Genomic DNA, 22195 nt, shown 5'->3' on the forward strand with positions numbered 1-22195 from the left:
GCCATCATCACTCCTTTCCGTCCTGAGTCGGTTTCGTATTCGGGTTGTGTAGTTGGAACAATACATGGATTTTCTGCTCGAGCGTCAGTTCAATCATCGGATTGCTGCGTCGAAGCAGTTTTGTCAATTGGTGCTTCCGTTCCCGCAGCATCGCCTCGTCCAGTGCATAAAAAAAGAGGAGATAATCGCGATTGGTGCGATGTTCCTCAAGATAAATCAGTTCTTGTTTCTTCTTTTGCAGGAACGGATGATAGGCGGCGTTTTGATTTTGCCGTAGCTGTCGTTCAATCCGTTGTTTCTGTTTCTCCAAATTAAGCGGTGTGTTGAGCGGAATCACCTTCAAAGGATGAATGTACGCCTGTAACAGATAGGCGAGGGAGAAGATGTCATGATCTTTCTCCGTTTCGGACAACCCGTAGATATCCTTTGAAGTCAGCTGGATGATGTCACAGAACGTCCCGTCCTGCATCTCGAACATGTCGAATGCTGTCGAATCGACAATCGGTAATAGCGAGGCGACGGATGATGGGATCCGGACGCGTTTTTCCTTTCGTGTTGAAGGTGTCGTCAATTGCATCTCATCGAGCCAAGTAATGTCTGTCGTCGGAATTGTTTTAGATCGTTTCTCTTCCGATAAACTCATGCCATCACGCTCCTTTCGATCCGTCCTTACTGTCTGTCAATGCGATATAAGTGTCTTTCTTCTTCATCAGCGCGTAATAGAGCACGTGAATCATCCGTTTCTCTGGATTCGTCGTCGGTCGGATGACGAGGAAAAGTCCGAACGCGACAAGGAAGAACGTGAACGGAAGATGCAAGGCGTCCGGTATGAACGGCAGGGCAATCAACCGGACGATGATCAAAGCGACGAGAAAGAGTAAATCATAGAGATAGAGCATCTTATTGATTTTCAGCTCGGTCGTGACTTCGTTCGGAATCCGATACTGGCGCTGTTGCATGTTCTCACTCCTTTTTCGGGTCTAGACGCGGTACATCGGTCGAGTACATCCGTGACGATTCTGACTTCACACGTGTCTGCGTTTGTTCGACATGCTTGAGTTCTTTTTGTGTCGTCGTCTCAAGTGTCTGATAGATCGACTTTCGTTGCCGTTGTGTTCCCGATGACGTCTCTTGCGACTCATTGATAGAAGGTGAAGAATTGCTCGCGCCTGAAGAGGGAAGAGTATGTGCTATCTCTTTAGGTGTCGTGTCAGGTGTTGATCCTGAGTGAATAGAAGATGGATTAGGTGCACGTGTTCCAATGGATTGTTCCGACGGTGAAGTAGGTTGCGATGCGACAGTTGTTTCAGAGGTATTGAACGCATCAGGTGAAGTAATCGGTCGTTCCTTCATCGATTCATCGGGCATCTTCGGTCGTGAAACAGATGTTTGCGATGATGACGGAGTAGTCGCAGGTGATTGTGGTGAGACGGAGTCCGAACGGCGTGGCATGGACTCTTTTGATGTTGTTGCAGTCGGACTCTCCGAATTCGTGTCGTGCGTCGATAAATCAGTTGATTCAATGCGCTGGTTCTCTTGTCCGGTTGATCGTGAAGTGCGCTCTTGTGCTCGTGAGCGAACTGGCACACTGTCAGACGAACGATCCGGACGACCCGTCGGTGTGCCACCATTAGGTGGTGGGTTCGGTGGTAACTTTGTACTGGCAGCTTCTGAGGCGGATGGAGTAGTAGGGCGCGATGTCCTCTTTATCGTCTGCCCAGCGACGCGAGCTCCGACTTTCGCAGTACCTTTCCCGACAGCATACGCCCCAAGCGCGACACCCCACCCACGTTTCAGACCTGCATCAATCCCGAAGAGGCGTTCGACCATGTTCGGTCCATCAATCAAGGCAGCGGAGAAAGCAATCAACGCGATCAAGTAGGCGAGACCGTCGAGTGTATCAGCCAGATAAGCCGTCCCAATCGTGTAGAGCTTAATCGAGACGAAAATCAAGATGATGACGAGGAATGTATTCAGGATGCTTTGAATGACTTTCTTCGTCTTTTGTCCGCTGTGTAGATCGGCGGGAGCGACTAAAATCGCTAGAACATAATTAAAAGCCAACTCGAACGAAAGTCGAGCCAGCTTGTAGGCAATCGAGAAGAGGGTGAAGCCCATCACGCCAAGGGTGACAAGAATCGTCAACCAGTTCGGATGATACCGATAGTAGTACTGGTTATTCCAATCAAGTCCGCTTTGATCGAGTTCGCCTAGTACTTCCTCACTACCGTCCCAAAGAATAAATGATTTTGAAAGTTTTGATCCAGTAGTGGAGATGTCTAGTTTATTGCTATCGAACACCTCATTTATCTGTAATCCTTTGATTAATTTGGTCGGAACATTATTTTTTACGACGTTTTCTGTATAGTTTTCAAAACCATTTTTATCATATGCTACTAAATCATTTAAATTTTCTTTGAGTATTGTTTCAGATATAGTTTCCTTTTCAGAACCATATATACTACTACTCTTGACTTGATTGACTGCCTGATCTGTGAATTCATTTAGTTGTTTCATCGTAGGTGAGAGAAGTCCTAAAATCATCAATGAAATGAAAATATTGATAAGAAGCCCTTCACGATCGAATTTCTTTTGAAAAATGATGAGATAGCCTGTAAAAACAAAGCTGCTGGCTAATAGTACATACAAAAAAGGTTGAATCGTCTGAACGAATTCAACCACTTGAGGATTATTAAAGAATGTTTTGATCATCAAAATATCATCTGTAAGACTTTCGAGAGAATCAATCAATAAAGAAAGCCCTCTGACAAAAATCCACCCTACAGTTCGTAAAGCGTCGTTAACTAGATTACTTAAATTGAAAAGACGTTCGAATTCGGTAAGTTTCTGGATAACCTGAGCATCAGACATATCTATCCAGACCTCCGTTTCATTCTATTTATTATTAGTTACAAACTCATTGACTGTATTAGTAAAAGTCTCATCAGTAAGGCGATTAATATTTAATTTATCTTTGATTTTTCCTTTCGACACGTAATATAAACGTTCACCTTGTAGCGTAGATGTGTATTCAAAGTTTGCTCTATCCACTATTTTTTTAGCATCAGGTTGAAAAATATTATAGATGTTGATAGGTACTTCGTTTTTTTTGCTATGGAATCGAGTTTATTTTGATATGAGCCAATATCTCCGTCTTCCTCTTTTAAAATTAGTAGGAATCCTTCCTGTTTTCCATCCATTAGATTTTCTACCTTGGATAACTTTACTTGATTCGCCTGACTAGAGTCTTTAGTTTCGTTACAACCGACCAAAAGTAACGCAGAGGAAATCAATAGTCCGGAGAATACTCGTTTCGCTTGCATGCCTCCACCCCTTTTCCGTTTATGACACCTGTTCCGGATCCGTCAGATCGCCATTACTGACGTGAACCCGGAAATCGAATGTGTCTATAAGCGTAACAGTTTTTCGGTCGCCTGAGTCTGGGTCTTCTTCCTCAAATACGACGAGGAATCCGTCCCGGGTCTGGATATTCAATACTTCACCACGGCGGAGACGCTTCTTATTCTCCTTGATGGTCGCGATGACGCGGAGTTCACGCTGGACGCGTTCCGTGCGTGTCAGTTCTGTCATATGATGCCCTCCTTAGACGCCATGACGGAGTTTTTCGAGTCGTTTGCTGATGATCGTCTTCAAAAAGTGACGCTGATTGTCGGTCACAGGAATTGTCTTATCTAGGATGCCTTGTTCGAACATATCAATCGGTAACGTATCGTATTCTGTCGTCTCGAAGATTGAGCGTAGGATTTTAGGCTGCAGGACATCACAGACACGCCATTCTGTTGCATCCGTTGTCTCCTCACCTGTCTCATTAATCTTGGTTGTAACTGAGGCGCCGAGATGGAACGGGACACGAAGCGTATTCAAGTCAAGATGGGCATGGGCGCAGGGAATGACGAGATCGTTGATGGAACGGTCCGTGTTAAAGTCATCCGCCAAATATTCATAGCGATATTTCAGCGCCGTCCGTCCGGTCAGGAAGAGGGGATAGGACTGAATCCGTTTCTGTTGTTTGTCTTGCCGCTTGATGACACGGATGATCAACATCTCGCCTTCCTTCAGTCCCATCACCTCGGTTGCCGTCAACAAGCGCCGACCATCGACACTCTCCGTCTTCGACTTCGAGAGAGAGAACGTCTGTCCGGAACGCGACTTCGTGACGATTGTCTGCTCCCCGAGCTTCTTCGAAATCAATTCTGCCGTCGACTCATCTGCTGTCAGTAGGTAGTGCGTGTTTCCACAGTTCCCGTCGATCGTCTTCCAATCCTCCCCGTAGAGGTTCTCGAGTTGGGCGTAGGACTGGATGACGAGGTTGAAGCGGATGTTCCGACCGAGACAGACGGTGATGATGTTCGCCATCCCTTCAATCGCTGGCATATTCCCAAATTCGTCGAGCAGGAAGATAACCTGGCGTTCACAACGTCCGCTCGTCGCTTGCGAGGCGACGCGAGCGAGGGAGGTATAGACTTGTTTGACGTACAGTGAGGCGATGACATTCAGTGTCGGATCGTAATCCGGAACGATCAGGAACACGGCGACTGGGCGCGGATGCTGACGAATCTCCCGGATATCGATTGGTGCATCCGTCGTCCAGTCGAAGAGACCGTCCGTCTCGTCTTTCCGACCCGAGAGTGACACGGTGTACTGCTGTCCTTCACTTTCTACGGTGATATCAGTATCCACTTCGAGGTTTTCTTCGTGATGGAGTACAAAACTCCCGTCGTCGTCCGTCGTCAAGGCGAGTTGTTTCCCGCTTGGAAAGTAGAACGTCAACCGTGACAAGGGAAGGGCACGTCCGCGAATCCAACGGTTGAAGCCGATCAGTTTCATATCAAGGGAGTTCTGCGCCGTCAAACGTGCCGTCGCATCAAGCGTAAAGATCCCGAGCTTGGCGTTGGTATTAGCGAGGATGCTCGCGCGCGTCTGCCCACCGGAGAAATGAAGCGTCGCGTACTGCATACGTGCCGGATGATTCTCCGGAAACGATGCGAAGAAGGCGTCGAGTGCCGATTGTTCCTGTCCCATGTCATCCGTGACCGTCCGTGATCCGAGATCGGATAACATCAAAGCGACGTTATACATCGTGATCTTCTCCGGTTCATGTTTTGCTTGTTCGCATAACCCGAGAATCAGAGCGGTGCAAAGGTCCGTCGAAGAGTTGCTCCAGAATGGATCCTTCGCCTTCGGGTCATGATACAGCATGTAGGCGACTGAACGGGCATACTGTTGGGCAAGAGAGTAGTTTTCGTCCAAATACGCGTCGATTGTTAGCTGTAACAGATTGTAGGACATTGATTGCGACGGGTTCATCAGGTTCAGGACTTCGACCTGATACCCGCGTGCTTCGAGTGTCTCTTTGGAAGCGGCGAATAGTTCACCCTTCGGATCATTGATGATCAGGCTCGCTTGGCGTTCGGCACGACTGTAGAGATCAATCGTCGAAAAGACGAACGTCTCACCCTTCCCGGAACGGGTCGTCCCGATGACAAGGTTATTAACGGCACTATCATCGATGTAGAGACGATCGCGGTAACGGCCGACTGGGACACCACCGGATCCGCTATAGGTCTGCTTACGGTCCGGCACATCGCGATACTGCTGTTTCAGCTCTTGGAACGTTGTGAAGCGGGCACTTCCTTTTTGTGCTGCCTTGAGGTCGCGGAAGTTGAGCCAATACTTCAATAAGAGAAAGCTACTAAGCAGGAAGCAGGCACCAAAGATCGTGAATGCGAAGGAAGAAGACCAAGCAAGCGTCGTCCACCAATTCGATTCGTACTGAAGCGGAGAGCCGGTCGTCATCTTCCCGTCCTGGAAGAGATTTTGAAATATCGCTTGTAGGAATTGAGATGCCACATTGAGTATTAGGAACAAGAGAATAGGTAAAGCAATCAAGAAGATAAAACAGCGCCAAAACCAGGTAGATGAAAGAATAGATTGTGATGACTGTGATTTATTCATTATTTCAATCACCATACTTTCATTAAATAATCTTATTGATTTGTCTTAGCTTCGCTTCGAGCGACTCATTTAGCTTCTTTAACTCTTTTTTATCTTTCTTCTCCGATAACTGTCGCTTTTGACCCTCGAGCGCTTGAATTTCATCATCGAGCTGGATGAGTCTTGCCACTTGCTCCTTCAATTTCTCGTCTTGAACCGTCTTGATGCTCTCTTGTGCCTTCTTCACATCTCTCAATACGATGTAGGCCCGTGTTTTAGCTTCCTGACGGGCAGTCGTCATCTCGACATCCGGAAGTGAGACGGCACGCTTATAGTCTTTCTGCAAGATAGCAAGATCGAACGTTCCTTCGTCCGTCGGATAAACGGCTTGGAAGGCTTGTAACATCTCTTGACGGTTCGTCGCGAATTGCTTCGACTGCATGATGATCGTCTCAACGTCGATCGGATCGTTCGTCACAGCAACCGCTTGGTCGTAGTCCTGTTCTTCGACATACTGTGTAATCAGGAATTGCTGTTGTTCATCGTTCAGCGACTTTCGTTTTTCGAGTCGTTCGACGAGTAGATCCGTCTCTCCCGTCAACGCTGCTTCATAAAGTGGTTGCCAATCTGATGTTTCCGCTTGGACGCCGCTTGGTGGATCCGGCTGAACGAGTTGGACAACGGACAACGCACCAAGGAGCAAGAGGCTGACACCACTTACGCCGTAGACGAGACGACGTTGACCGCGACGTAAGCGGGAGACGTGTGTCGCATTCGGCTGTTGCTGAACCACTGACATCGTCATCGCCTTGTAGGATTCCGGCGTCAAACGTTCTAGGTTCTCGAGTAATAGGATCTTCTTCGTCGCATCCTCCTTTCGGATCCGAATACGCGGGATCCGGTCTTTCAGTTGTAAATAAAGATTCGGATAGGTCGGATCACCAAACTGGAAAATTCCTTTGTAGACGAGTTGGTTAGCATCATCAAAAATCCGGAACTCACTCGAGAAGCGTTCGTTCGCTTGCTGGGCTTCCTGATGAACTTGTGTCGATAATAAAAGCGCCTCCTCGTATGGTAGACGCTCATAATTCGGAAAGGTATCTTTCGGTATATCCGTGAAACGGATGAAGAGCATAGATTCTCCTCCTTTGAAGCGAGACATCGTAACGAAGACAATAAAAAAAGCCATCCAATTTGGAATGACGGTCTGTTTGGTCACTTATTCAATTAGAATTTGATATTATCGTTGACCATCTCAGCCAGCGTGAAAGCACCCATGACGATGATCAGGCCGACGGCACCACCGACGAGCCAACCGACTGCTTTCGAGCGTCCACGATCCCCCCCGAAAATGAAGTAGAAGCCACCAACTGCGAAGGCGATGGCTGCGGCGATGACGGCGAGTCCTTGAAAGAACTGGAGCAAGCTGAGTCCTGTCTCATTTAAGCCCATCTGTTTTCCTCCTCTCAATCCCGTGACGTAACTACAGGCGATGTGAAGTTCAGTTTTGAATCGAGCGCTTCTAAGATTAGTTCCTGGTTCTCTTGGATGACGAGCTGATGTTGGGCGTCGAGCCACTCCTCATAGTCTTTCCCTTGAATCCGGAGCAACTTCTCGGCAAAGGTCTTGTTTTGCTTCTGTTCACGTGTCGGCATCACGTACACTCCTTTCTTGAGATCGATGCGCAGCAGCACATCCTTAAGGACAGTCGGAGTCGAGCAAGACGGTGGGATTAGAGCACGTTCCCCCACGAACTCTGACATCCGGTACCGGACATCTGTCTAGGGTTTTTCGCTAACCCTCAACGAATGCGTGACCTGTGGGCGAGTTTTAGGCGACTCTCGCCAAACCATTTCTGCGTATATCCCGCTCACCCGGTCACTCGTGAGGGACACGCCGATATATGATTGGAAGGACTGTCCTTAGCGATATGCTGCTACAGTCATCATTTCTTCCTGACATTGATTGCTTCGTGTCATTCCATAGGTAGATACGTATTCAACGAGCAATTATCACTGATGAACGAGTCTACGGCGTGAGACATGAGTCAATTCGTCATTCGGGTTCTTTCGTTTAGCGATGACTTGATTCTCTCCGACGACCGTACGGATCCGGTAATAGAGTTGCGAAATTTCTCGCGTCTCCTTACTCTCTTGTTCGATCGCAATTCGTCCGTGCAGCTGATACGTCTTACCGTCGAACGTGCGCACAGAATCCGCCAGCGGAAGTTCTGCTAAATCAAAACGTTCTTGCTTTAGGTTGGACCAATTCCGCTTCTTTTCCATCCTTAAGTCGAATTCATCCCAGGGGATGGATCCTAGTGTCTGTTCACAGGCTGTCGCAAGGATTTGGACATCGAGGATAGAAGGAAGTGAACGATTTCGTTCATAAGCGCTGATGGCTGCCTGCGAAATCTCTCCGAACGTCTTTTCTGCTAATTCTACCTGACTCCATCCATGTTCTAGACGCTCTCGTCGTAACCACTCTCCGAATCGGTACATATACATGCTCCTTTCCTTCGAGAACCACAGTATGACAATGTTTTCCTGGTGATAGTTAGAATATAGCAGATTATTCTGTTAATTCAACTTCTATTTTAATATGTCAACTTTATTACATATGTCGAATAATGACGGTATTAGTTGTATCAGCACTAATTTTGTAAAATTATCAAAGATATAGTGAATGTGTATTCAAATTGTAAAATTTTTAATAAAGAGTGAACTAAGATGGTTTACTTATACATATGAAAAAGCATCATGAGTCTATTGATTCTCAACTCATGATGCTTCAGGAATGACATACGGGATTGATCGTACTCAATTATTTATTTTTTTATAATCATCCAAGATTTCGTTTCCCATAGTAGTAAACATTTCAGAGTTAACAAAACATTCGATAATGAAAAGTAGATTATCTCTAGAAAACACAGGATTGATGAGCAATGCTTTTTGTTCAAAAGCAAATCGATTTTTATCGTAATTCATGATCAATTCTTTCAACTGACGTAAGTCAGTTTTAGAAAGATCAAATGAAATGACTGCTTCATGAATCGTAGTATTCTCTAATTCTTCTTCATGTAAATTTCCAATCAAAGTTAATAAAGAACGATTATGAAACTTTAATTTTTCAATCTCATCGATTAAGTATTGATAATCTGTATCTGATCTCTTCAAAGCGACTTCTCCCTAAAAATTAAAATAAAAATGCATCAATTTCCCGAGCGATATTTTGAACGGTTGCCTTTGGTACATCTGCTTTTAGAAGTGATTGATAGATTGCATCGTGAAGCATGTCACTAGAACCATCAATAGCGTTAGCGATTTTACCTGAATTCTTCATGTATTTAGCAGTTGCTGGAGATACTACATCCATTACAACACTAAGTGCTTTTCCACTATATCTAAAAGCATTAACAATCGCAAATTTCTCTTATTGTCCAATTCGAAAATCATATATATTAAAATTCTTTAGTCCGTTTTTGTCTCGAATGATCCCTTGATACTCAATCGAATCATTTATTAGATTAATGACGGTTACTTGGAAGTTTGACTTTTCGACAGGGGATACTTGATATAATCGTTCGTCAGTATTAAAGATGTGTGTACTATTAAACTGATTTGGATACTTAGCGGTTACTCGATGTTCACTCAATTTATCTGTCTTAAAATCGTAAATTCTCCATACAATGTCTTTACTTTGGTCTTTAGGTGAATCGTACAGTAATAATTGACGGTTATCGGAAATTAAATCCATTGAACCATTATATGCAAACTTATTTAATGCTTTAATTTTCTTAACTGATTTCCCATTATCGAGATAATAATCAAACTTATTGATCACATCATTTTCATCAGTTGTTTCTAAAATATACAGTGTTCCAAATTCATTTGAAGAAACAAGTGTACGAGATTGATTTTGTTTTGGAGGCGGCGATACAAACGATACTTCTTTTATATGACGTTTTTTGATATCAAGACGCAGAATTTTCATATCTTTACTTGGACCATAGGCATTCTGTGCAATGTATAGTTGTTCTTTGGTGTGACCAAGTATTTGAAACACATTCTCATTATTCTGGTATTGATGACTGTTGATTGTAGCATAAGGAAATCTTACCCTTGTATATTTCTTAGTTTTTTCATCATAGGATTGATAATTGATATGATCGGACTTCATTTCAATTCCGTATGTATAGGTGCCATTTTCGCTAGAGGATACATTTGTTCCCCGAATGAAACGATAAAAATCTTTTGGGTAGTTAATATCAATCGGATCATATAAGCTGGTTAAATAATTTTGTTCAGAAACCTTGATTGTGCCATCTAACTTTATATCATATAAATTAGGTTTGACTCGAGCGCTTGCAAGTTCGATGTGAAGATCCTTTACGGCATCATCTGTTGCCTTTCCTTGTACAGATTCGACGACGTATTCTGGTTCATCGATCATTGCAGCATAACCGAAATAGCTCCCAATCGGAATCAGACTCAATCCACCGATTGCTAATACATGTTTATAACGTCGCATGCGTTTCGTTTCACTCCTTAAATAGAGATTTTATGATTCAATAGCCGGATGCTCTTCCAATAGACATAGACAAAGTAAAGAAGGAAGTAACCAATAACAAACGTCGTGATTTGATCAGGGTATAGAAAATGCGTGTTCTCAAAGAAATAAACAAGTCCTACAAGAGGAACGATGAGCAATACAACATCCAACACTACATGCAGGATTGCTAAACGTTTACGATAAGAACGTTCAATCAAAATAATGAGGAAAACAAAAGAAACAACAAGAGTTGATACCAAAAGGATAATAAACGTATCCGCAATATTGAACGTGTAGAACATGCTTATAAATCTATTCTCTCCAAACACTCGCTTGGATTCCATTAAATCTTCAGGCATTAACCATTTGAACAGTGACCCACTTAATAAGAGAACAATCCATTGAATGCCGATGAAGCTCGCAATCGTTAGAATTACCGCAGTTAATTTCGACATCAAGATTGCAGTACGTTTCCCAGGTAACATCAGTAGTCGATAGATATACTTCGACTCACCAAACCAATCACGATACCAAATCTGGAAAGCGAGTAAGAGTATTAACATCATGGCAATGGCAATAATGTACTGGAAGTAAGAAGTTGCATTACCAAAATTAAAAGGACCACCTGCTAAACGAACTGCTTCCATTTGTGAGATACGATCCACACGCATATACTCTTCGACGTTAGACTGATAACTCTTTATTTCATAGACAACAGAAATAAATTCTAGTACTACTAGTCCAACAAGAGCAATCAGATAAAACTTAGCTCCGCGTTTTAATTCTTCATTCAATAACATTATGAATTTTTTCATCGCTGGAATACCTCACGCATCCGGTCCTGAACCGATTTTCCATATAACTCACGCATCTCCTCAGCATCATCTTCATGGATGATTTTACCGTCTTGTAAGAAAATAACTCGATCAATCAAGTGCTCGACCTCTGCGATCTCATGCGTCGTCATTAAAATGCCGCGTCCTTCCATATAGTGACTTGAGAAAATCCAAGCAATCTGTTCCTTCGTAAAGAGATCGATACCTGCTAATGGTTCGTCTAGCAACAAGTAGGGACGATCGAGCGAGAAACCGAGTAATAAATTAACCTTCGCTTTGTTTCCCTTTGATAAGTCACTAATCTTATCTGTTGACAGGAGTTTGAAAAATGCCATCAATTCTTCTGCCGTCTTGTGATTCCAATCTGGATAGAAGTCTTCCATATAAAGAATTGCATCCCCAACAGTCATATAACCAGGCATCGTCGAGAGATCAGGGACAAATGCAATCCGCTCACGCGACATCTCACCATCTACTACAATCGTCCCTGCGTCCAGTGGGATGAGCCCCATGATACTTTTTAAAATCGTTGACTTCCCTTCACCGTTTAAACCAATCAGACAAGTGAGTTGGTTCGGTGGTACCGTGAAGGATACGCCTTGAAGTACAGGACGCTTTCGTCCGTATTTTTTATGTAAGCCGTGCACCTCAAGCATCCAACTCACCTCGCTCGTTGGTTTGATACACGTTCTGAACCGTCGACATGACTTCATCAAGTGGCACTTGAATCGCTTGTACTGCTGTGACAAACTGTGCGACTGCCTCACTTAATAATTCGGAGCGTACACGTTCGACGACTTGTGGATCAGTCGTGATTCTACTTGGTACATTTCGTTCTGTCGTGATCAATTGTTGTTCCTCCATTTCCTTATATACTTTTTGTGCCGTATTTGGATTGATACCTAACTCTGCAGCAAGGGCGCGTCGGGACGGAATTTCCTGTCCACCAACAAACTCTCCAGTCGCAATCCGTTCTTTAAACCAACGAATGACCTGTAGGTAGACGGGGCTTCTCTGATCGAATTCCAAGTAATTCACCTCTTAATAATCAATGTATTAAAACAATAGTACATCCAATTACTGTATCATAACTATAGTACAGCATTGAGTCAATCATTCTTTTTTAGAATTTCCAATAATCATTTCAAAATTCCCAGCACAAGAGAGTAAACATACTCTCCGCTAGCTTTTGTAGTTCACATACTATTAATAAAAGAAACGTTATCCTTACACTACAAAAATTAATTACTCCTTGGTAGAACTGTTAAGTTGCAAAATAGTAATGTGATGTTTCTTGTTCGTCATCTTTGCTATGATTAGAATGAAGGGAGCATGATTACATATGATGATGTTATTTTGGATTGCTTTAGTTATTTGCCTTATCGGTCTTGTCTTTACCTTAAGAATTGGTCAAAAACCTTCAGAAGAACAATACGACTATAAAACCTCAGCTAAGAACATGTCGTGGATGTACTTCATTTTTTTACCGATTATTCTCATTTTGTTGGGATTTCTCTACTATTTCTTGAGTTAAAGTAAGTCGATAGCTATTTATACGAAAAAGAAGAGAATGCACATCATAAAGAATGCGCTCTCTTCTTGCTCTCAATAATCAAATGTGCAGACCAGATTATCGCGATCAGCATCAAGTGACTTATGTTTGAACATTTTACGTTCTAGCAGCATTTGAATAACGCCGAAGTACATCATCTTTCGATAGAGAATTGGGACTTTCAAATTCTATAAAATAGTCTAATTGCCACTTTTGTGTTGCGATGGCTTGTTTACTCGCTGGTTGGTCCCAACTCGGATAGACACGAATTGCCATTTTTCCTTTCGTCTTATCCGTCTTAAGGATCTTATGCTCCTTTAACACTTCCCTCGGAAAAGCAAATTGACCAAATCGATTCGAGTCAGTGAACGTATTCACAACTAACAAATCCATCGCCGTTTCCTCTGAAAATGGTTGATTTTTATTCAGTGTATCCTTTTCCCAAATCACTACAAACTGACCGAGTTTAGCGGTGGTCACTTTAGCAACTCGAAAGCGAACGGAAGTTTCCCCGATATAGAATCGTCCCGCTCCATATGTAGCATTCTGCACTTCTTCGCGTATAGCATGTGGCGTCAATCCACAGGGTACATATAGTTGTTCATTGATATGTGCTAAGGCTATCCAAAAATCGTCCATTCTTATCTACCATCCTTTATCTTACTTAGAGCGTTAATTGAATTGATATCAAACATCGAAAGTTGTCGACAACACAGCTATTGATAAAATCTCAATAGAGCACGTAGTACTCATACTTAAATTGTAGAACCTTCTTTTGTTTGAAGTGACGACATTAGTTGATAAAAGTACGTAGCATCGTTTGTTTTATTCAACTGATACCATGCTTCTAACGTATTCGGTTGAAAGACATCCATTGCGCCAATTGTTTCTCTTGCAAATTCGAGCGGGGCCACACCGGAAGCCGTAATCAATTGGCCGTCTCTGACGACAGAACCGTTTTGATGCAACGTGTTTCCTCGATATGCTGGATAGATCATTTCAAGATAAGATTGGTCATTACTCGTATGATGGAAATGTTCTAAGTAACCAGCTTTTGCCAAGCCATGGACAGCACCACAAATTGCTGCGATGAATGCCCTTTGATTGAAGGCATTATCAACTTGTTTTAACATAAGGTCGTGTATTGGATGCCCCCAACTTTCTCCACCTGGAAGCACGATTAAGTCCTGTTCACTCACGTTCATTTCTTCAACTGTGATATCGGGCTTAACGCGAAGCCCGCCCATCGTCGTTATCGTATCTCGGCTTACACCGACAGTAATGACATGTAAGGGCTTCTCACCCCTTTTAAAGTACCGGCCTGATTTTAATTCAGCCATTACGTAACCGTATTCCCAATCCGATACTGAATCGAAGACATAAAGATACATCTGCTTTGTCATTTTTCCACTCTCCTAAATATGCCATAGGCTTATTTTAGAATGGTCTTCCTGACACCTACCGTCAGTAAAGATCAAGTTTGAGAATGAAATTCTACTAGTTCCAAAAGGCGCTCGACAATCAGTTGCTTAGCCTCCGTAGGGGAGAGTACCTGTACTGCCGTTCCATATGTAATGAGTAAGCCTGGTATGTATGTTTCTAGCACAGAAGTCTCAATGAAAAAGACAATTTCTCGCTGTTCTTGTTGTTTGATACAGTTCTTCAAGTACCAGTGACGACTAAGCTCTTCAATGGCTGTCTCGGTTCCTCTGATGACAAGATCAATTTTCTTCGATTCATTCGTTTCACTGCTAGGTAAGAGTTCGGTCAAAAAGAGATCTGATTCTCTGAATGATTCGGGTAGGAGAAAGAGATGATCAGTCACAGTCAATTGTTCAATCCGGTTTACTCGGAAATTACGTATCGCGTTTCTCAAATGACAATGTCCTGTCACGTACCAGGCACTTTTCCAATAGACAATCTTGTAGGGATCTACTCTACGCTTCTCAGTTTTTTCAGCGTTAGGGCGTCTATATATAATCTCGATACTGAATCGCTTTAAAATCGCACTCTCGATGCGGGAGAGATTACGTGCTGCGGAAGCAGTTAATGGGACATGTTCATGCGCTACTTCAAGTGCATCAATCGGAAGCTGCAGTGCATCCGTCTCCTCTACTTTCGAATGTCGATTAATTTTTAAAATGGCATTCTGTAAGCTTGTACTTCCGTAATAGCCTGCTTTTTCAGCAAAGATCGCTGCATGGTAAAGGGCACTCTGTTCCTCCTGATCAAAGTAGAGAGGAGCATCTACAAAATGATTCAAAAGAGTATATCCGCCATTCACACCCGTTTCAGCAACAATAGGAACTCCACTCATGGAGAGCGTATCCATGTACCGATAGACGGTCCGCACATTCATTTCTAGCTGTTCAGCGATTTGTTTTGCCGTGATTTTATTTCCTTCTCGTAGTAGCCATAAGATAGCAAGTAAGTTATCGCTTTTTGCCACAATTCTCGCCTCTTTTTTATTTTTGTCATTTTTTAGTTCATTTAACTTTATGATGTAGGCTAGCTATGTTCCCTATCTATCTCATAAACATACAGTTTTGAATGATTTTCCTGTTTATTAAATGCTCCTTTAAATGCATCATCTCACCTATTTTGCATTAAAAAGAAGGGTTCTAAGATTTATTTCAGAAGCACTTTAGAACTAGGCGTAAAAAAGAAATAGATGGGTATTTATTACTTAATATGATTCATTTTTCAAAAATCAACGGCAGAGATAGGGAGGTTTTAGGAAGAGAGGAGATTTCGTCATGATTCATCTGGTAAACGATTTAATAGTCAATTTAGCGCTCATTGCACTGTTCGTGCTACTCTCTCTTTTTTGCTACAAACGTCTTACAATCGAGTCGCATACTACTACCTTTATGAAAAAGTACTTATTCGTGATCATCTTAGCACTGATTGCCTGTTATTGGGTAATCATTAACGAGATCTCGTTTCGCGGTTTTACATTCGACTTCTCGATCGTCCTGCTAATCATCGCCCTCTATTATGGGGGGACAAGTTACGGGATCATCACATGGTTCATTCTGTTGATGTGGCAAGTTGTGACCTTAACGAACGATGAGTTTTTTCTATTCCCTTGGATCTTAATCACTTACACCGTCATCTTGAGTATTGTCTTACTGTTAAAGCACTTATTACGAGACGAGTTCAAGACACTCCCCCTTATTATCACCTGCTGTTTACTTATCCACTTGCCACTCGTCTACATCAGTGAAAACGACATGAATTCTTTTGTGGAAAATGCGATTTTATTTAGTTTTTATATTGCCTCAGTAGCCGTCATCATCCATTCATTCCTGTATTATGTCAAACAACATTATGGACAAGTGAGACTACATCAAGAATTAGCACTGACGGATTCTTTAACCGGGCTTCATAACCGTCGTGCCCTTGAAGATCAAGTGGACTACTTTATGATTGCCCATCCCTCATTTACGGTCATGATGATTGACATCGATCACTTCAAGTTCGTTAATGATAAATATGGACACGACCAAGGAGACAAAATCTTATCACAGATCAGTGATTTGCTCGGAGAACACACGCCGCATAATGGTATCGTCGGTCGATATGGAGGAGAGGAGTTCATGCTCCTTATCCCTGAAACACACATTTCTTATACAGATCAATTGGCAGAAGACATTCGAGTATCTTGTGCATCGACACGCTTTCATATCCATCAGGAAGAGTACATTCATGTTACCCTATCGATCGGGATCTCTTCATGTGATTCACGAACATCTGTCAGCTTCATGGAAGTAACAAGAAGTGCAGATGCTGCTCTGTACGAAGCGAAGCATCGCGGACGAAATCAGGTCTTTAAATCTATATAACCAGTTTCTTCATTTTTATCTAAATTAGGTGAGAATACTCCCACTTCTAAACGTCGTGGATGAAGCCCCAGTAATAGTGAGAGATGAATCGCCAACCTCCCTTTCGAGTACATTATCTGGAAAGGAGGTGCACATCATGTTAAAGCATTCCGCGTACAAGTTCGTACTACACCCGACGAAAGAGCAAAAATTTCTGATTATCAAGACGACGGTTATTCGCGCTTTGTCTTCAACTATTTCTTATCGAAGTGGGAAGAGACTTACTAAGAGACCGGAAAAAGGGCTCTCTTACGGCTCTTACTTCCGTTGTTGAAAGAAGTCGATAGTACGTCCGTACAAACGAGCATCAAGCATCTGGCAGATGATTGATGCTCGTTTCTTCAAGAAGCAGAACGTACGCCTACGCTTCAAGTCGAAGCGAAACCTGTCCAATTCTATAAGCCGAACATCCAAGGTATGTCTCAACTTCCGGAAGTCTCGATTTTAGGCAACATGATTAAACTTCCAAATCTGAAGTGGGTACGTTTCGCGAACTCGAAGCTGGTAGCAGGACGAATTCTGAACGCGACGATCCGACGCACCGCTTCAGGCAAATACTTCGTTTCCCTGCTCTTTGCACAGGACATCAACGAACTGCTGAAGATGGGTGTGTCCGTCCACATCCATCACGACCGTGATATGAACGCAGAACCGAATCTCAAACAAGGAGAAGAACGTATCTTAGCTTCTTCAACCGCCAGAGCGACGGAGTTAGCCTGATCACGTTTCGACCGATTGGTCGAATCACTCAGGAATCCACCACCTCTAAGTAAACCGAAGGGGGGAGTTCAGGAGTCTATCTAGATTGGGCTTTTTCTATCATTACATCTATATCACTTGTTTTTCATAGTCTCAGTGTAAACAATACTAGTATTTAAATTTTAAAAGTAAAAGAATTGAATCACGAATAGAAATTTAAAAGGAAAGTTTATCATCAAAATCGATGAATAAATCTTTTTTTGATTATGATATCCGTATGACATAATTTTTTTTACGTTCAATCCCCTAATAAAACATGAAAAATATGGAATGTGGGTATGAAATAAATGTCGAAGTACCACTACATATCATAACGTATATATTCATTTTTTATGACGCTAAGGGAGGGCTTTATGGATAATATTTTTAATATTCAATGCACGGAAGAAATCTTAAATCGTATCGATAAATTAAATAAGAACTCTCAACCTAAGTGGGGAGCAATGGACGTCGCTCAAATGCTATCTCATTGCTCCGCTTTTCAAGACATCGCCATGGGATATTCTACTCCAACAAGAAGTTGGTTAGGTTTCGTTGTAGGAAAAGTAGCAAAGCCGATTTTTTACAATAACAAGCCGTTACCAAAGAATATGTCTACTATCCCAACTATTTTGATCGTTGATCCAAAAGAGTTTGAAAATGAGAAGAACAAACTTAAACAAAAAATTAAAATCTTCCAAATGAACGGTCCAGAAAGTTGCACGACTCATCCACATCCTTTTTTCGGAAGGCTTACTGCTGAGGAGTGGGGAAAAGGAATCTTTAAACACCTTGATCATCATCTACAGCAGTTTGGTGTGTAGACCATTTCTTTTGTCACCTCATTTTTTTATTTAATGGAATGAGAATATTTTAAAAAGATGCTCATCTTTTGAATTCTAGTTGCTCCTTCATTAGGATGAATTTTAGTTAACGATAAAATTGAATTAGCTTGTAGATAAAAAATATACTCTAAGTTGCTCGATACTAAATCTTACCAAGAGAGGTTGATCTACTAATCCATACAAGTGAGGTGCTAAAATGACGAAATCTTTTAGAGAATTGCAGATGTATAACAATTTTAATGAACTGGCCGATGATGTATTACAATTTGCACATGAGATTTTACCTCATCAAATGCTGTATCTATCAGCGATCGAGAAAGAGAAGCAACTGATCTTTAAAATTGCAAACAAGAAAGCTGACATTCCCATGACGGATGGGATGATTCTCGACTTGAATCACTCCCTGTGTAGTTTAGTAGACTTCGAGAAAAAAATACCATTGGTGTTAGAAAACATACCTGCAGAAGGGGATCTTGCGGGATTAAATGAAGCACTTGAACAAGCAAATGTTCGATCTTATCTTGGAATGCCAATTGTCCTAACGAATGGTGAAGCGTTTGGCACATTGTGTGCTATCAATGATGAAGTAAGTCTATATGAGGAAAGAAATATTGAGCTATTGCAACGAATCGTCCGTCTGTTCCTCTACTACTTAGAGTTAGAACGATTCGCTTGGAAAGATGCATTGACAGGACTCTACAATCGACGCTACCTTAGTAAACATTTTGAAGATCACCCTCACCATGCCGGAGCACTTTTCTTTTTAGATTTGGATGGATTCAAACATGTTAATGATGTCTTTGGTCACGAAGTAGGGGATCGTGTCCTACAAGAAGTAGCTCGACGACTCCAACAGTTTGCGGGAGAATATCCTCATGCCCATGCGGTTCGTTTAGGAGGAGATGAATTTGTTCTTCATTTCGCTCATCAAGGAGAGCGAGAAGAGTGGGAACAGTTAGCAACACGCATCCTAATGAGTCTCTCTATCTGGGAATCTGCCTATCGTGTATCAACGAGTATCGGGATCTTAATGTATAGCGAAGAGAATGACCAACCTGTTGAAACGCTTTTACAACAAGCAGACGTTGCCTTGTATGCAGCAAAGGCTTCTGGGAAGAACACATATCAATTTTATAAAGCATTGACCAATTAAAAGATTACGATACACCATTAGTAAAATTTCTTATCTTCCTTTTATAGTTGTTTCATACAACTATAAAAGGAAGTAAGTTAGTTTATTAGCACCCATCATCGATAATGTTATTTTTATATGTAGCTTTCAATTAATTTCTACTAACAGATAAGTATTCTTCTACCGATCCTCGTGTTTTCTTTGCTCACTCTCATCCCTTAGGCAATCATATAGGATATAAGTCATTGATTTTTCTTTCGTCTCAAAATAAATAGTATTCTCTTTTTAGTGAGACAAAAAATAGTTGCACTAACTGGAACCTTTACTAGGACTTTAAAATACGTCCGGTCTTCACTTTCATCAATAATCGTGTTATGTCACCTTTTTACCCTTAATTAATTTACTTGTGATAATTATCTGTTATCACAAGTAGTTATTTGTTATACTGAATATGGATAAATGATGTAATACAATTACTAATTACTCGATTACATTTTAAATACGCATGTATATCAGTCATAATTGAATGTAATACGTAAATAATCGGTGATTTACTTAGCAAATGAACAAAAAAGGTGTCAAAAGAGGAAGCGTTGAGCAGAGAGATCGGAGGATAGTTGATGAACGAAGAAGAAATGAACGAAATTGTGATTAAAGAAGAAGCAGCACTGGCATTTGCTGATAGCCGGGAAAAGTTGCTAGCTGTTTTAGAAAATGATCATTTGAACATGGAAGCTTTGAGCGACCTCGAGATTTTCGAACTATTCTGGGCAACGGAGTTGTTCCCGATCTATAGTCAAAAAAGCCCGCATACAAAGCGGGCTTATAAACAAGATCTCGATTATATTTTACGGTTCTTTGTGACGAAGACGCAGGGCGTTAAACAGCTAACGATTCTTAACCTGCACGAGTACTTAAAAGATGTCCATGATCAGTATGCGCCGCGGACCGTTAAACGACGAAATACTATGTTGCGACGATTCTTGCGCTTCCTGCACGTAAACGACTACCACGCGCGAGACCTGTCGCTGCAGGTGAAGGACCAGATGAAGCCTGAGCCGCTACGCCGCGAAATTGACTTTGATGAAATGGAAGCAATCGCCCTCGCCTTCCGGCATACGGTGAAACAGAAAAAGCATCGCGAGCTGTTGCAGTTACGGAACGAGACGATGGGCTATCTATTGTTGACTACTGGGATGCGTGCTGCAGAATTATTAAAGTTACAGTTCAGTCAGATTCATGAAACGTCTTCTATAAATTATATTGAATTTAAAGGGAAGCGTGACAAATGGAGACGCATTCCATTATCGAAAAAAACAATTCATCTCATCCACCGATTAAAAAATTTGATGCAAATAGAAGAAGTGTTAAGTTCTTATATTTGTTTTAATTTACGCATTAAGGACTTTCCTATTTCGTATGAGGCACTAAGACTTATAGCTCAAGCAGCTTCTGACCAATTTTCTTTACACAGTACTTCGCCACACTGGTTCCGACGATCTTTTATAACTAAACTATTATCTAACGGTGTTCCATTATATGAAGTTATGAAACTTTCAGGTCATGAATCTATCAGTACAACAAACCAATATTTACAGGATATAAATAACATAGAGAATAAATTAAATAGCTATTTTGATTAACCATATAATTTTTCTTATTTATTCTCATACTAATGAAATTTGTTTATAAATATTTTTTTCTGCATCTAAAGAAAACAATCCAATATTTTCTAGCTGATATTCATTTTTTTTCAAAAAAAGATTTAAAAAATCCTGATCATGCGTTGAAAAAATCAACTGTTTATTTAAATTACTGAGCACATCGCAAACAGAAAAGCGATTCACATCATCCATATTTTGAATTGGGTCATCAATTGCAATAAAATTGAAATCTATTCCTTTTTTCGCATTATTAGTTGCAATAAATATTGATAACGCCAAAATATTTAACTGACCTGAGCTTAAAATACTACTTGCACTTTCAGAAAATTTAATTTTTTCGACAGAATTCTCTAAAGTATTAGTACTATCTGTCACTTTAATTATTAAATCTTTATTATTCTTAATTTCAAAATCTAATTCATTAAATTTAGAAGGAGTTGGATTTAAATATTTATAGAAAGTTTGAATTTCACTTTGTTTTGAATTTAAAAAATCTATAGCTGCATTCCCATATTCGTCATTAATTATATTAGAAACATTTTCTACTTTTTTTACTTTATCTTTTACTTTCTCTAATATCGCTTTCTTTTGAATTATGTTCAATTCTGTATAGTTTATTTGATTTAAGATAGGTTTATTATGATAGCTATTTTCTACAGAAGGTATTACTGATTTTATTAGATTCAATTCAGAATCAATTTTTTTACGATTAACTATTATCTTATCAAATAATCTTTTAATAGAGTTAACCTCATAAATATTAAATTGTTCTTCAAAGCTATTCTTTATATTACTCATATTATGCACAAAAATTCTTACTTCATCTTGGGATTGCTTCAGATCTTTTAATTCTTTACTTAACTTCTGTATTTCGTTTGTAATAATTAGGCTTTTTGATTTTAAATCGTCGTAATTAAGTTCACTTAAAGAGAAATCAATTATTTTATCGTTTAACTTTCCTTTAATGACATTAATTTTTTTTTCAATATCTAATGCTTTTTCAGCGTTAGAAATATTTTTTATTAATTCTTCATTTAA

The 22195-nt window shown here is 41.0% G+C and carries 23 protein-coding genes and 1 pseudogene; 5 read left to right on the plus strand and 19 right to left on the minus strand.

Annotated features, from left to right (window positions below; all coding sequences use genetic code 11):
* Window positions 1-7: 7 nt before the first annotated feature.
* The 18 genes from N179_RS14510 to N179_RS14610 form a co-directional block, all read right to left on the minus strand.
* Window positions 8-643: a hypothetical protein gene (locus N179_RS14510; protein ID WP_075643091.1), complete on the minus strand. Its 636-nt coding sequence runs from the start codon at window positions 641-643 to the stop codon at window positions 8-10.
* A gap of 4 nt (window positions 644-647) precedes the next feature.
* Window positions 648-959, minus strand: a complete 312-nt coding sequence (locus tag N179_RS14515; protein ID WP_075643092.1) for a DUF5592 family protein — start codon at window positions 957-959, stop codon at window positions 648-650.
* Window positions 960-963: 4 nt separating this feature from the next.
* The gene (locus N179_RS14520; RefSeq protein ID WP_423752127.1) at window positions 964-2871 is read right to left on the minus strand and encodes a pLS20_p028 family conjugation system transmembrane protein; all 1908 of its coding nucleotides are present in this window, start codon (window positions 2869-2871) and stop codon (window positions 964-966) included.
* Between the two features lie 179 nt (window positions 2872-3050).
* Window positions 3051-3323, minus strand: coding sequence for a hypothetical protein (locus N179_RS14525; RefSeq protein WP_075643094.1), 273 nt, complete (start codon window positions 3321-3323; stop codon window positions 3051-3053).
* Window positions 3324-3342: 19 nt separating this feature from the next.
* Window positions 3343-3591, minus strand: coding sequence for a hypothetical protein (locus N179_RS14530; protein ID WP_075643095.1), 249 nt, complete (start codon window positions 3589-3591; stop codon window positions 3343-3345).
* Window positions 3592-3603: 12 nt separating this feature from the next.
* Entirely contained in the window at window positions 3604-5817 is a 2214-nt protein-coding gene (locus N179_RS14535; protein WP_075643096.1) for a VirD4-like conjugal transfer protein, CD1115 family, read from the minus strand.
* Between the two features lie 181 nt (window positions 5818-5998).
* The gene (locus N179_RS14540; RefSeq protein ID WP_053451925.1) at window positions 5999-7090 is read right to left on the minus strand and encodes a hypothetical protein; all 1092 of its coding nucleotides are present in this window, start codon (window positions 7088-7090) and stop codon (window positions 5999-6001) included.
* Window positions 7091-7182: 92 nt separating this feature from the next.
* Window positions 7183-7407, minus strand: coding sequence for a hypothetical protein (locus N179_RS14545; protein ID WP_050678812.1), 225 nt, complete (start codon window positions 7405-7407; stop codon window positions 7183-7185).
* A 14-nt stretch (window positions 7408-7421) separates the two neighbouring features.
* Window positions 7422-7610: a hypothetical protein gene (locus N179_RS14550; protein ID WP_053451926.1), complete on the minus strand. Its 189-nt coding sequence runs from the start codon at window positions 7608-7610 to the stop codon at window positions 7422-7424.
* Between the two features lie 357 nt (window positions 7611-7967).
* On the minus strand, window positions 7968-8456 hold the full coding sequence (locus N179_RS16830) for a helix-turn-helix domain-containing protein (protein ID WP_158024772.1): 489 nt from the start codon (window positions 8454-8456) through the stop codon (window positions 7968-7970).
* 318 nt (window positions 8457-8774) lie between these two features.
* Complete coding sequence (locus N179_RS14565) at window positions 8775-9131, minus strand: hypothetical protein (protein ID WP_075643097.1); 357 nt, start codon at window positions 9129-9131, stop codon at window positions 8775-8777.
* Window positions 9132-9387: 256 nt separating this feature from the next.
* A complete protein-coding gene (locus tag N179_RS14575) occupies window positions 9388-10485 on the minus strand; it encodes a hypothetical protein (RefSeq protein ID WP_075643099.1) in 1098 nt (365 codons plus the stop codon).
* A 17-nt stretch (window positions 10486-10502) separates the two neighbouring features.
* Complete coding sequence (locus N179_RS14580; protein ID WP_075643100.1) at window positions 10503-11321, minus strand: hypothetical protein; 819 nt, start codon at window positions 11319-11321, stop codon at window positions 10503-10505.
* Window positions 11318-11998: an ATP-binding cassette domain-containing protein gene (locus N179_RS14585; RefSeq protein ID WP_055966405.1), complete on the minus strand. Its 681-nt coding sequence runs from the start codon at window positions 11996-11998 to the stop codon at window positions 11318-11320. Before N179_RS14585 ends, N179_RS14580 begins: the two co-directional genes overlap by 4 nt.
* On the minus strand, window positions 11991-12371 hold the full coding sequence (locus N179_RS14590) for a GntR family transcriptional regulator (protein WP_200934657.1): 381 nt from the start codon (window positions 12369-12371) through the stop codon (window positions 11991-11993). Before N179_RS14590 ends, N179_RS14585 begins: the two co-directional genes overlap by 8 nt.
* A 640-nt stretch (window positions 12372-13011) precedes the next feature.
* Window positions 13012-13533: a MepB family protein gene (locus N179_RS14600; RefSeq protein ID WP_075643102.1), complete on the minus strand. Its 522-nt coding sequence runs from the start codon at window positions 13531-13533 to the stop codon at window positions 13012-13014.
* A 116-nt stretch (window positions 13534-13649) separates the two neighbouring features.
* Entirely contained in the window at window positions 13650-14297 is a 648-nt protein-coding gene (locus N179_RS14605; protein ID WP_055966394.1) for a type 1 glutamine amidotransferase family protein, read from the minus strand.
* 71 nt (window positions 14298-14368) lie between these two features.
* Complete coding sequence (locus N179_RS14610) at window positions 14369-15343, minus strand: helix-turn-helix transcriptional regulator (RefSeq protein ID WP_055966392.1); 975 nt, start codon at window positions 15341-15343, stop codon at window positions 14369-14371.
* Window positions 15344-15650: 307 nt separating this feature from the next.
* Here N179_RS14610 and N179_RS14615 point away from each other — a divergent pair, with 307 nt between their 5' ends.
* From N179_RS14615 to N179_RS14635, 5 genes are all read left to right on the plus strand, one after another.
* Complete coding sequence (locus N179_RS14615) at window positions 15651-16739, plus strand: GGDEF domain-containing protein (RefSeq protein ID WP_055966389.1); 1089 nt, start codon at window positions 15651-15653, stop codon at window positions 16737-16739.
* Between the two features lie 456 nt (window positions 16740-17195).
* Complete coding sequence (locus N179_RS16895; protein ID WP_075643103.1) at window positions 17196-17498, plus strand: hypothetical protein; 303 nt, start codon at window positions 17196-17198, stop codon at window positions 17496-17498.
* Window positions 17499-17890: 392 nt separating this feature from the next.
* On the plus strand, window positions 17891-18340 hold the full coding sequence (locus N179_RS14625) for a DUF1569 domain-containing protein (RefSeq protein WP_075643104.1): 450 nt from the start codon (window positions 17891-17893) through the stop codon (window positions 18338-18340).
* Window positions 18341-18557: 217 nt separating this feature from the next.
* Window positions 18558-19514, plus strand: a complete 957-nt coding sequence (locus N179_RS14630) for a sensor domain-containing diguanylate cyclase (protein ID WP_075643105.1) — start codon at window positions 18558-18560, stop codon at window positions 19512-19514.
* A 599-nt stretch (window positions 19515-20113) separates the two neighbouring features.
* On the plus strand, window positions 20114-21136 hold the full coding sequence (locus N179_RS14635; RefSeq protein WP_075643106.1) for a tyrosine-type recombinase/integrase: 1023 nt from the start codon (window positions 20114-20116) through the stop codon (window positions 21134-21136).
* 24 nt (window positions 21137-21160) lie between these two features.
* Here the strand turns inward: N179_RS14635 and N179_RS16985 are convergent.
* A pseudogene (locus N179_RS16985) lies at window positions 21161-22195 on the minus strand (hypothetical protein); the annotation flags it as partial.

Source organism: Exiguobacterium indicum HHS 31, assembly GCF_001939065.1.
Lineage (GTDB): Bacteria > Bacillota > Bacilli > Exiguobacteriales > Exiguobacteriaceae > Exiguobacterium_A > Exiguobacterium_A indicum.